Annotated in this window: 10 protein-coding genes; 6 read left to right on the top strand and 4 right to left on the bottom strand. The window is 69.6% G+C overall.

Annotated features, from left to right (window positions below; genetic code table 11):
- The first annotated feature begins 1 nt into the window (after window position 1).
- Together ACZ6SD_RS15285 and ACZ6SD_RS15280 are read left to right on the top strand one after the other, a co-directional pair.
- Complete coding sequence (locus tag ACZ6SD_RS15285) at window positions 2–199, top strand: helix-turn-helix transcriptional regulator (protein WP_465317566.1); 198 nt, start codon at window positions 2–4, stop codon at window positions 197–199.
- Window positions 196–1377, top strand: a complete 1182-nt coding sequence (locus tag ACZ6SD_RS15280) for an integrase (protein WP_465317565.1) — start codon at window positions 196–198, stop codon at window positions 1375–1377. The genes ACZ6SD_RS15285 and ACZ6SD_RS15280 overlap by 4 nt, the downstream gene beginning before the upstream one ends.
- Window positions 1378–1795: 418 nt before the next feature.
- Here ACZ6SD_RS15280 and ddaH read toward each other — a convergent pair whose 3' ends face one another.
- Window positions 1796–2641 (bottom strand): dimethylargininase, encoded by an 846-nt coding sequence (ddaH, locus tag ACZ6SD_RS15275; protein ID WP_465317564.1) that lies wholly within the window; start codon window positions 2639–2641, stop codon window positions 1796–1798.
- Between the two features lie 74 nt (window positions 2642–2715).
- Between ddaH and ACZ6SD_RS15270 the strand changes: the two genes are divergently transcribed.
- From ACZ6SD_RS15270 to ACZ6SD_RS15255, 4 genes are all read left to right on the top strand, one after another.
- Window positions 2716–3165 (top strand): Lrp/AsnC family transcriptional regulator, encoded by a 450-nt coding sequence (locus ACZ6SD_RS15270; RefSeq protein WP_465317563.1) that lies wholly within the window; start codon window positions 2716–2718, stop codon window positions 3163–3165.
- A 10-nt stretch (window positions 3166–3175) separates the two neighbouring features.
- A complete protein-coding gene (locus tag ACZ6SD_RS15265) occupies window positions 3176–3949 on the top strand; it encodes an enoyl-CoA hydratase (RefSeq protein WP_465317562.1) in 774 nt (257 codons plus the stop codon).
- A 358-nt stretch (window positions 3950–4307) separates the two neighbouring features.
- On the top strand, window positions 4308–6197 hold the full coding sequence (locus ACZ6SD_RS15260; RefSeq protein ID WP_465317561.1) for a 2-oxoacid:acceptor oxidoreductase subunit alpha: 1890 nt from the start codon (window positions 4308–4310) through the stop codon (window positions 6195–6197).
- Window positions 6194–7258, top strand: a complete 1065-nt coding sequence (locus ACZ6SD_RS15255; protein ID WP_465317560.1) for a 2-oxoacid:ferredoxin oxidoreductase subunit beta — start codon at window positions 6194–6196, stop codon at window positions 7256–7258. The genes ACZ6SD_RS15260 and ACZ6SD_RS15255 overlap by 4 nt, the downstream gene beginning before the upstream one ends.
- A 65-nt stretch (window positions 7259–7323) precedes the next feature.
- On the opposite strand, the gene ACZ6SD_RS15250 is transcribed toward ACZ6SD_RS15255, so the two are convergent.
- The 3 genes from ACZ6SD_RS15250 to ACZ6SD_RS15240 all read right to left on the bottom strand — a co-directional run bounded on the left by ACZ6SD_RS15250 (window position 7324) and on the right by ACZ6SD_RS15240 (window position 11822).
- Complete coding sequence (locus ACZ6SD_RS15250) at window positions 7324–7692, bottom strand: sunset domain-containing protein (protein WP_465317559.1); 369 nt, start codon at window positions 7690–7692, stop codon at window positions 7324–7326.
- A 109-nt stretch (window positions 7693–7801) separates the two neighbouring features.
- Window positions 7802–10651, bottom strand: coding sequence for a sunset domain-containing protein (locus ACZ6SD_RS15245; RefSeq protein WP_465317558.1), 2850 nt, complete (start codon window positions 10649–10651; stop codon window positions 7802–7804).
- Window positions 10652–10805: 154 nt separating this feature from the next.
- Complete coding sequence (locus ACZ6SD_RS15240) at window positions 10806–11822, bottom strand: polyprenyl synthetase family protein (protein ID WP_465317557.1); 1017 nt, start codon at window positions 11820–11822, stop codon at window positions 10806–10808.
- Between the last annotated feature and the right edge of the window lie 87 nt (window positions 11823–11909).

The following is an 11909-nucleotide window of genomic DNA, read 5'->3' as shown; positions in this document are numbered from 1 at the left end:
TATGACGCAGGAGAAGTTCGAGAAGCTGTTCAGCACGGCGGAACTGTGTGAGTACCTGGGGATCAGCCGGGACACGTTGTACGAGTGGCGGGAGATCAACGCCGCTCCCCCGGCTTTCAAGCTGCCCAACGGTCACCTGCGGTTCCCTGAGTCGGGGCTACACGACTGGATCGCCGCGCAATGGCGGGGTGCGGCATGAGGCCGACCCACCAGGTTCGGTTCTGGGCTATCAAGACCCGGGCGAGTCGGGCTGACGGGGCGAAGGTGCCTCGGCCGTTCGGGGTGCGCTGGGTGACGGCTGGGCGGGAGCATTCGGAGTGGTTCCGGACGAAGGCGCTGGCGACGAACCACCTGGGGAAGTTGCAGGCGGCGGCCAACCGCGGTGAGGCGTTCGATATCGACAGCGGACTTCCGGAGACGCTGTACCGGGAGGCGAACAGCCGGACGTTGCTGCAGGTCGTTCAACGCTTCATCGACATTGAGTGGTCGGACGCTGCGGCGAACACCAGGCGCCGGTACGTCGACAATCTGGCTACGGCTGTGGGCGCGTTCCTGGTGGAGTCGCGGTCGGCTCCTGATCCGCTGGTGGTGCGGCGGGTGTTGACGACGTGCCTGCTTCCCACGAATGCGCGCAAGCCGGATGCGCAGTCGGCGGAAGTCGCCGAGTGGATCGTGAAGCACTCTCGGCCGGTGTCCGAGCTGGCCGACAAAGTGGAGATGGCGAATCTGCTGCGGGCGTTGGGGCTGAATCTGAATGGCAAGCCCGCCGCGGCCTGGACGGCTCGGACTCGGCGGGGGACGTTGCATCACGCGTTGTCGCTGGCGGTGGAGCTTGGAGAGTTGGGGCGGAATCCACTGACGGGGATCAAGTCAAGTCGGGCTAAGGGGAATCCGGAGGTTGACCCTCGGGTGGTGGTGAACCCGGCTCAGGCTCGGCAACTGTTTGCCGGAGTGACCTATGTCGGGCGGCATGGGCGGGGTGGCCGATACGACTACCTCTATGGGTTCTTCGCCTCGATGTACTACGCGGCGCTGCGGCCTGCTGAGGCGAACCGGCTCTTGGAGCAGGACTGCAAGCTCCCGGATTCCGGGTGGGGTGAGTTGGTGCTGTCGCAGTCGGCGTCGCTCTCCGCGGCTCGGTATACCGACTCCGGGGAGCGGTGGGAGGAACGGGCGTTGAAGCGGCGGGCTGCGGGGGCGGTGCGGGTGGTGCCGATTCCGCCCCAGCTCGTTGCGATTTTGCGGGAGCACATCGACCGGTTCGGGGTGACCTGGGACGGGCGCCTGTTCCGCGGGCAGGAGAAGGGGGAGCCAGTGACGCCTGCGGTCTACACCGATGCGTGGAAGCGGGCTCGGCTCATCGGGCTGTCACCGTAGCAGGCTCGGTCTCCGCTGGCGAAGCGGCCGTATGACCTTCGGCACGCGGCGGTGTCGACCTGGCTGGCGGCTGGAGTGCCGGTGGCTGAGGTCGCCGAGCGGGCTGGGCACACGGTCGATGTGCTGTTGAAGGTCTACGCGAAGTGCCTCGACGGGCAGCGGGACGCCTCGAACAGCCGGATTGACGATTGGCTGTCGTGAACATCGACGCAGGTAGAGTGGGTGGAAACGGCTTCCGGGTGATCACCTGGGAGCCGTTTCGCCGTTCCGTGATGGTTCCGTGGCGAGCCACATTCGGCCCTGGTTCTCGACGGACAGTCACAGACGACCATCGACCGGTCTTGTGTCGATCTTCGCAGGTCATGGGACAAATTAGAGCCTGTCCCTGCTGACGCGAGAGTCACTTACAGTGACGGATTTATCCCCGGAGTTCCATCGTGCAGCATTTGGGGCCGCCGCCGGATTTGCGGAGTTCGGAGATGTCCACGAAGTGGGGTTCGTAGCCTCGGGCGAGTAGTTCGGTCGCCAGGTGGGTGGCCTCGGTGGGGAGGATGACGTTGTGGCCGTCGGAGACGGCGTTGAGGCCTAGGCAGGTGGCGTCTTCTTCGGTGGCTATCACCGCGTCCGGGTAGAGGCGGCGGAGTAGGCGTTGGGTGCCTGGGGTGAAGGCGTCCGGGTAGTACGCGATGGTGGCTCGGGTGGTGAGGGTGGCTTCAGTGAGGACGAACAGGGCTACGTCCAGGTGGTAGTAGCGGGGATCTACTAGGTGCAGGGAAACCACGGGGACGCCGAGGACCTCTTGGGCTTCGGTGTGGGCGCCGGGGTCGGTGCGGAAGCCGGTGCCTGCCAGGAGGAGGTCGCCAGTCCAGGTGAAGTCGCCTTCGGCCTCGTTGGTGTGGGTGGGCATCACCACTGTGCGGTAGCCGTGGGTGAGGAACCAGGTGCGGTAGAGGTCCGCTTCAGGGGCGCGTTGGGGGGCGCGGAAGCGGGCGCCGAGGACCACACCGTCGATGACTGTTGCCGCGTTGGCCGCGAAGACCATGTCGGGGAGGGCCGGGTGGGGGGTGATCAGGTCCACCTGGTGGCCTAGGCGCTCGTAGGTCTGCTTGAGCGCCGTCCACTGGGTGACGGCCTTCGCCGTGTCCACTGGGCGGGTCGGGTCCATCCAGGGGTTGATGGCGTAGTCGACCCGGAAGTGGCGGGGTTCGCACATCAGGTACCTGCGGGTGATCGGCGGGGCAGGGCGAACCTGGACGGACGTCATGGATCGAAATGTAAGTGGCGGGAATCCTGTCGACAATGCCGTTTTGACGCCGTTCTACCGGCAGAATGTTGCGTGTGGACGTCATAGATCAACGAATCGTTTCGCGGCTGGTGGCTGATGCTCGGTCCAGCTACGCCGAGATCGGTAAGGCGGTGTCGCTGTCCGCGCCCGCGGTGAAGCGGCGGGTGGATCGGCTATTGGAGACGGGGGTGCTGCGGGGGTTCACGGCGGTGGTGAATCCGGAGGCCCTGGGGTGGGGGACCGAGGCGTTCGTGGAGGTGCACTGCCAGGGGAACGTGTCGCCGGATCGGATTCGGCAGCGGTTGGAGCCGTTGCCGGAGGTGGTGGCCGCGTACACCGTGTCCGGGGCCGCCGACGCGATCGTGCATCTGCGGGCCGCGGACATCCACCATTTGGAGGACGCGCTGGAGCGGTTGCGGGCCGTGGACATGGTGTCGCGAACGGTGTCCACCGTGGTGCTCTCCACACTGCTGGAGCGGCCGCCCGCTCCGGACACGCCCTAGGGTCGCCGTCATGACTGATGTTCTCCTGGAGCGGCGCGACGGCGTCGCCGTCATCACGCTCAACGATCCCGACCGGCGCAACGCGTTGACGCTGTCCATGTCGGCTCGGCTGGCTTCGCTCGTCGCCGAGTGCGAGGGGGATCCGGGGGTGTCGGCGATCGTCGTCACGGGGGCGCCGCCCGCGTTCTGCGCGGGAGCCGACCTGTCGGTGCTCGGGGAGTCGCGGGAAGAGGGGCTGCGGGGCATCTACGCGGGGTTCTTGGCGGTCGCGCGCTGCTCGCTGCCGACGATCGCCGCCGTGGGCGGGGCCGCGGTCGGGGCCGGGCTGAACCTCGCGCTGGCCGCCGACGTGCGGTTGGCCGGGCCCAAGGCGCGGTTCGACGCGCGGTTCCTCCAGTTGGGCATCCACCCGGGCGGCGGGATGACCTGGATGCTGCAACGGCTCGTGGGGCCGCAGACGGCCACGGCGATGACGCTGTTCAAGCAAATCCCCGACGCAGCCGAGGCGCTGCGGGTCGGGCTGACGGTGGGGACCGTCGAGGGGGACCACGCCGCGCTGGTGGACGCGGCGGTGGCGCTGGCCGCGCCCGCGGCGGCGGGACCGCGTGAACTGGTGCTGTCGATCAAGCGAACTCTGCGGACGACGGCGGCCTTGACCGACCACGGCGACGCCGTGGAGACCGAGCTCGTCGCCCAGGTCGACTCGATGGCCTCGCCCGCCTTCGCCGAGCTGCTGGCCAGCATGAAGGCGCGGATCTCCGGGAACCCGACAAGCACCCCTTAAGCGGACGAGAGTATCCACACAGAGAGAAAGCCTGGCCCACTCTTCGGGATAGCTGTAACCCCGGGTTACACTAAAATCAGGTCGACGTCAGGCCCGTGACCGATACTTGTGCCGGTCACGGCGCCGGGCTGTGATCTGTAGCGCGTTGCGGCGGCTCACGCCATCGCGATGCCTACCGTGAAAAGTGGGAAACAACAGGTCGGCCGGTGCCGTGCTGGTGAACGCTCAACAGAGCACAACCAGCCGCGCTCCAGAGGGCGGAGACTACCCTCGGGCGCGAGCCGCGGCGCTCCGGCCGACTCGGCGGGAGCCAGGCCGTGGCCCAAGTCGGCGTCAGGAGAGAGGGATCGGCGAGCTCATGAGCACACGAGTGGACGGCGACGCTGCCGGATCTGCCCGACCAGGCGGGGTGAAACTCGACCGGGTCGTCATCCGATTCGCCGGTGACTCCGGTGACGGCATGCAGCTCACCGGCGACCGCTTCACCTCGGAGGCGGCCGCGTTCGGCAACGACCTGTCGACCATGCCCAACTTCCCCGCGGAGATCCGCGCACCACAGGGCACCATCCCCGGTGTCTCCAGCTTCCAGGTGCACTTCGCCGACTACGACATCCTCACCCCCGGCGACCGCCCCGACGTGCTGGTGGCGATGAACCCCGCCGCCCTCAAGGCCAACATCGCCGACCTGCCCGCGGGCGGCACGCTGATCGTCAACACCGACGAGTTCGTCAAGCGCAACCTGGTCAAGGTCGGCTACGACGCCAACCCCCTCGACGACGACTCGCTGGCCCCCTACCAGGTCCACCAGGTCGCCATGGCCACGCTGACCCAGGGCGCGCTCGCCGAGACCGGCCTGGGCAAGAAGGACGCCGAGCGCTGCAAGAACATGTTCGCGCTCGGCCTGCTGTCGTGGATGTACCACCGGCCGACCGAGGGCACCGAGCGGTTCCTGCGCGAGAAGTTCGCCAAGAAGCCCGAGATCGCCGAGGCCAACGTGCTCGCGTTCCGCGCGGGCTACTACTACGGCGAGACCACCGAGGCGTTCGCCGTCACCTACCAGGTCGCCCCCGCGAAGCTGGCCACCGGCACCTACCGCCAGATCACCGGCAACACGGCCCTGGCCTACGGCATCGTCGCCGCCGGGCAGCAGGCGAAGCTGCCGGTGCTGCTGGGCACCTACCCGATCACCCCGGCCTCGGACATCCTGCACGAGCTGTCGAAGTACAAGCAGTTCGGCATCACCACCTTCCAAGCGGAAGACGAGATCGCGGGCATCTGCGCCGCCCTGGGCGCCAGCTACGGCGGCGCGCTTGGCGTCACCAGCACCTCCGGACCCGGTGTCGCGCTCAAGTCCGAGACCATCGGCCTCGGCGTGATGACCGAGCTGCCGCTGCTGGTGATCGACGTGCAGCGCGGCGGCCCGTCGACCGGTCTGCCCACCAAGACCGAGCAGGCCGACCTGCTGCAGGCCATGTTCGGCCGCAACGGCGAGTCGCCGGTGCCGGTCGTCGCGCCGCAGTCGCCAGCCGACTGCTTCGCCGCGGCCATCGAAGCCACCCACATGGCGCTCAAGTACCGCACGCCGGTGCTGCTGCTCTCCGACGGCGCGATCGCCAACGGCTCCGAGCCCTGGCTCATCCCCGACATCGCGGACCTGCCCGACCTCAGCGTCGAGTTCGCCACCGAGCCCAACGCCCCGGACGGCACGTTCTGGCCATACCTGCGCGACCAGGAGACGCTGGCACGGGCGTGGGCGGTACCCGGCACCCCCGGCCTGCAACACCGCATCGGCGGCCTGGAGAAGGCCGACGGCTCGGGCAACATCTCCTACGACCCGGACAACCACGACCGCATGGTCCGGCTGCGCCAGGCCAAGATCGACGGCATCGAGGTCCCCGACCTGACCGTGGACGACCCGTCCGGCAAGGCGCGGGTGCTGGTGCTGGGCTGGGGCTCGTCCTACGGCCCGATCGGCGCCGCGGCCCGCCGGGTGCGCAAGCTCGGCCACGCGGTCGCGCAGGCGCACCTGCGCAACCTCAACCCGTTCCCGAAGAACCTCGGCGACGTGCTCAAGTCCTACGACAAGGTCGTGGTCCCGGAAATGAACCTGGGCCAGCTTGCGTTGTTGCTACGGGGCAAGTACCTGGTGGATGTCATCAGCTACACCAAGGTCGCCGGTCTCCCGTTCAAGGCTGAGGAGCTGCAGGACGTGCTCACTGACATCGTGAAGGGGGTCGATGCCGCATGACCGCGATCGACTTGGGCTTGCCTGGTCTCAGCGGCCTCGCGGGCGTGCCGACTACCGACGAGCCGCAGAAAGCCAAGGACTACAAGTCCGACCAGGAAGTCCGCTGGTGCCCAGGCTGCGGCGACTACGTGGTGCTCAACGCGGTGCAGTCGTTCCTGCCGTCGCTTGGGCTCAAGCGGGAGAACATCGTCTTCGTCTCCGGCATCGGCTGCTCGTCGCGCTTCCCGTACTACATGAACACCTACGGGATGCACTCGATCCACGGGCGCGCCCCGGCCATCGCGACCGGCCTGGCCACCGCCCGCCCGGACCTGTCGGTCTGGGTCGTCACCGGCGACGGCGACGCGCTCTCCATCGGCGGCAACCACCTGATCCACACCCTGCGCCGCAACGTGAACCTGAAGATCCTGCTGTTCAACAACCGGATCTACGGGCTGACCAAGGGGCAGTACTCGCCGACCTCCGAGACCGGGAAGATCACCAAGTCGACCCCGATGGGCTCGCTGGACCACCCGTTCAACCCGGTGTCGCTGGCCCTGGGCGCGGAGGCCACGTTCGTCGGCCGCGCGCTCGACAGCGACCGCAAGGGCCTCACCGAGGTCCTGCGCCAGGCCGCCGAGCACCGCGGCTCGGCCCTGGTCGAGATCTACCAGAACTGCCCGATCTTCAACGACGGCGCGTTCGACGTGCTCAAGGAGCCGGGCGAGGCGGCCCAGCGGCTGGTCAACCTGGAGCACGGCAAGCCGATCCGCTTCGGGGCCGACGGCGAGTACGGGGTCGTCCGGTCCGGCTTCGGGTCGCTCGACGTGGCGAAGGTCAGCGAGGTCGGCGAAGACGCGATCGTCGTGCACGACGCGCACACCCCCGACCCGTCGTACGCGTTCGCGCTGTCGCGGCTGTCCGCCCAGGACCTCAGCCACACCGTGACCGGCGTGTTCCGCTCGGTGGCCCGCCCCACCTACGACGACCTCGCCCGCGCCCAGGTCGAGGACGCCAAGGCCAGCAAGCCCGCCGACCTCCAGTCCCTGCTGCGCGGCAAGGACACCTGGACCGTCGTGTGAGCTGACCCCGACAACGCGCGAGGCCCCGATCCGGTCACCGGATCGGGGCCTCGCGCGTTAAGCCGTCAGCCGTGCCAGGGGGTGAAACCGGCGCGCTCGGCGTCGGTGGTGGTCTTGAACCAGACCGTGGCCCGGACAGTCGGGTAGTCAGGGGACTCGGTGGTGTGGAAGCGGCCCTGGGCGCCCTTGACGGTGTACTCGTCGGACGGGGCCGCGCCGTCCGGGCCCGCGGGGGCCGCGTCGGCGGACAGGGCGTCGTCCAGGGTGCCGAAGACCCGGGTGACCTCGCGTTCCTGGGGGACGACGGGGATCTGGCCGGTGGGGGCGTCGTCCGGCCACGGGGTGGTGGGCGCGGCGGGCGCTGTGGCGGGCTCGGCGGGCCGGGTGGCGGCGAGATAGCGCCACGCGGCATAGGCACCGAGGAGGAACGACAACAGACACCAGAGAACTGGTCGACGCAACGGGCTGGCCTCCTCGTGGACCTCCCCGGCGGTGGCCCGACAGTCTTCTACCACCCCGGGCCGCGCCACTGCCAGTCGCCACTCAGGCCAGCGGCCGGAACCCCACTCGTTCGGCATCGGCGACCGAGCGGAACCACACCTCGGCGATCGTGCGGTCGAACTTCGGGGACTCCGGGGAGCAGTAGCGCAGCGCCGTGACACTCGCCTTGATCGTGTACTCGCTCGACGGCGACCGGCCCCCGGGCAACGGCATCGCCGACCCGGGCCCGAACGGGCCGGGCGGCACGAACGGGTCAGCGCCTGCGGAGGTCGACTGCAACGTACGGGCGCCGCGCAACCGCTGCGGGGGCAACGGAGCGGCCTTCGGCGCGGGCGCCTCGTCCGCGGCGACGATCGGCTCGAACAGGGACCGCTCACGCACCGGCTCATCCGGGAACGGCTCCACCGCCGGGGACTTCGTCGGCTGCGGGGCCGCCGCCGGGGCTTCCGCGGCCTGCTGCGACCCGAACGGGAACCGGTTCTGCGGCTTGGACGGAATGCGCTTCGGCAACACGTTGGCGGGCCGGTCCGCCGCCTGCCCGTTGGGCTCCTCCGGCTGGAACGCGCGAGGCTGCCGCACCGGCAACGGCGGAGCGCCCGCGGACTCAGCGGCCCGAGCCCCCGTGCTCGGCGCGGGCGAGTGGCCGGAGCGCGCGGCCGACTGCTCGGCGGGGGTGGGCTGGTCGAGGTATCCGGTGGTTGAGCCACTGAAGGCGCCCGACTGCTCGCCGCGCGCCGCTTCGGCCTGCTCAGCACGGGCGGAGGACGAGCCGAAGGCCCGCGACAGCAGGCTCCGGGCGGACGCCGTGGGCTGCTTGGGCTGCCCGGTCGCCGAGCCGCCGAAGCCCGCGGTCTGGCTTGCGGCGGCGGGCTGGTCGGCGGGGGGCTGCTCCAGGTGGCCTGCCGAACGGCCCCCGAAGGCAGGCGGATGATCGGGGCGTGCGGCGGACGACGAACCGAAAGCGGCAGGCTGATCACCGCGGGCGTTGACGGAGTCGGACTGATCCAGGTGGCTGGTCGATCGACCGAAGGTGGCGGTCTGATCACCGCGAGCCGCGGCCGCGCCAGTCCGGGACTCATCCGAGTGGCTAGCCGACCGGCCAAAAGTGGCGGTCTGCGCGCGAGCGGCGTCGGGTTCGGACTGGTCTGACCGACCGAAGGTAGCGGTCTGATCGCCGCGAGCGGCGGCCGCGTCAGTGCCGGGCTGATCCGAGTGGCTGGTTGACCGGCCGAAGGTGGCGGTTTGCGCGCGAGCGGCAGCGGCGTCCGTTTCGGATTGGCCGAGGTGGCTGGCAGGCCGACCGGAGGTGGTCGACGGATCGCCGGGGGCGGCGGGTGCGCTGAAAATGGTGGTCTGCTCGGCGTGAGCGGCGGGGGTGTCGGTGGTGGGCTCGCCGACAGCGGAGGTGTGGTCGGTGGGAGTGGTCTGCTGGGCAGCGGACTGCTCACCGCGGGTGGTGCGTGGCGAGGTGGCGGTGGGCGTCGGGTGTTCTGTGCCTGCCGGGTCGCTGGTGGGCTGGTCGGGCTGGGGGGGTGATCCGGCGGTGAGCGAGGCGGAGTAGGCGGCGGGCTGTTCGCCGTGGGCGGGGCGGGCGGAATAGACCGTGGGCTGGTCGGCGCGGGTGGTGGCTGGAGCGCCAGAGGGCTGTTGGTCAGCGTGGGCGCCGGGCGAAGCGCTGTGCGCCGCGGCCTGCGGGTCCTGCGAATCGCCGTGAGCGGTGGGGGCGCTTGGCGAAGCGCTGTAGGCGGTGGGCTGGTCACCGTGCGCGCCCGCGGGAGCGCTGTAGGCGGTGGGCTGGTCACCATGGGCGTCTGCCGGAGCGCTGTAGGCGGTGGGCTGGTCGGCGGGCGCGTTTGACGACGCGCGGTAAGCCGTGGACTGGTCACCTGGGGCGCTTGGCGCGGCCGCCTGCGGGTCCTGTGCATCGCCGTGGGGGGTGGGGGTGTCTGGTGAAGCGGTGTAGGCGGTGGGGTGGTCGCCGGGGGTGGTGGAGTGGGGGGACTCTCCGGTGTCGTCGTCCAGGACGGCGTGGAGGAAACGGGGGGACGTGTCCAGGGCGCCGACGTCGGGGACCTTGCCGGAGCGCGTGCCCTCGTAGCCCTTGTCCTCGGCCAGGTCGGGGAGGTCCTCCGAGAGCACCTCGTCCAAGTCGTCGTCCAGGTCGTCTACCAGGGCGTCTTCGCGGGCCGGTTTGCCTTCCGCGTCGATGCGGCGGATCAGCTCGGCGGGGATGGGGGTGGTGCGCTGGGTGAAGACCGTGCCGTGGCCGTCGTCGTAGGGGGTGCGGGGGGTGATCTCGTGGGCGGTTTCCGGGTCGTCCTCGTCAGTGAGGTCGTCCACGAGGTGCTCGTCCGACTGCCAGCGGTCGGGGTCCGGCTCCCGCCTCGCGGTGGGGATGTACTGGGTGGCCTCGGCCGCTTCGGGCTGGGGCTCGTCGTGGCTGGTCAGGACCAGGGAGCCGCGTTGGGCCGCTTCGTCGTCGCCCTCGTCGTGCTCGTCGGCATAAACATCGCGGTCGTCGCGGTCGCCGTCGTGGTCGTCGTCGGCGTAGTCGCGGTGGTGGTCCGAGTGGTCCGAGTGGTCCGAGAGGTCGTCGTCGGCGTAATCGTCGTGGTCATCGCGGTCGTCACGGTCATAGGAGTCGTGGGAGTCGTAGGAGTCCCGCGAATCACCGTGGGGGGCGACGAGAGTGCGGCTGTGGCCAGGCGACGAGTAGTCGTCGTAGTCGTCCTCGGCAAGGGGCTCGGGACGCCGCCTGCGGGTCGCGGCGAGCTGGCGTTCGAGGGCGGCTGCGCGCTTGCGGGCGGGGTTGGCGATGAGCACCCAGCAGAGCAGGGCACCGACCAGGAAACCGGCGAGGCTCCACACCCACACCTGCCCGAAGAACGGCATCGCCGACGTCTCCCTCCAGTCCGCGCCCCTCGACGCGGCACCCGGTTGTCCAAGCCTAGGGGAGGTTACTGCGGCGACAGCGGGCACTGGCAGCGTGCCGGGCAATTCATCGGTACGTCACATTTACCGATCGAGATATTGCCGTGATCGTCTCTCATCGGGTTCGGGCGACTACATAACGTGTCAAAAGTTCTAAGGCCTCGCGTGCCGCGCACGCGGGCAGGGTGGCCAGGGCCGCGTGGGCGCGGTCGGCGTATTCGTCCAGTGTTTGGCGGGCGCGCTCAAGACCGGGGGACTTGCGCAGCAAAGTGAGCGCGTCCTCAATGTCGGCGTCGTCGGAGATGGGGCCCGCGAGCAATTCCGTCAACCGGGGATCGGCGTCGTCGGCGAGCGCGTAGAGCATGGGCAGGGTGCGCACGCCTTCGCGCAGGTCGGTGCCGGGGGTCTTGCCGGACTCGGCGGCCGGTGAGGCGATGTCGATGACGTCGTCGGAGATCTGGAAGGCCGCGCCGATGATCTCGCCGAACCGGACCAGGGCGGCGATCTCCTCGGGCGACGCGCCGGAGAACATGCCGCCGTAGCGCCCGGCGGTAGCGATCAGGGAGCCGGTCTTCTGGTCGATGACCGACAGGTAGTGCGTGATGGGGTCGTCGTCGCCGGGGCCGACTGTTTCGCGCATCTGCCCGGTGACCAGTTCGCGCATGGTCTCCGCGATGAGCCGGGTGGGCAGCGCGCCGAGGTCGGCGACGAGCATCGAGGCGTGCGCGAAGAGGAAGTCGCCGGTGAGGATGGCGACCGAGTTGTCCCAGCGGGCGTTGGCGCTCGCGTCACCGCGGCGCATGGTGGCCTCGTCCATGACGTCGTCGTGGTAGAGGGTGGCCAGGTGGACTAGTTCCACGGCGGCGGCGGAGGTGATGACCTCGTCGGTGTTGCCGGTGTTGAACTGCGCGGCGAGCAGCGCGAACAGCGGGCGGAAGCGTTTGCCACCGGCCTTGACCAGGTGCAGCGCGGCCTGGTCGACGAAGTCGACGTCGCTGTGCACGACGCTGCGCAACAGGTCCTCGACCCGGGTGAGCCCGTCGCCGACCGCGTGGAGCAGGTCCGGGTCGGCGGCGTCGAGCCCCAGGAACGCGGGCAGCTCGGGAACGCCGGTGTTCTCGGTGGCAGTCACGTCAGCGGCACTCCTGGTCAGCTGTGGCTCTTGACTATCGAGCCTACTTGCCCAACCACACGCGAGTGCCCCGGATATACCAAAGGC

It is taken from the genome of Actinokineospora sp. NPDC051303, assembly GCF_055586285.1.
Note: the sequence above shows the minus strand (reverse complement) of the source record. Positions and strands in the feature narration are given on the sequence as shown.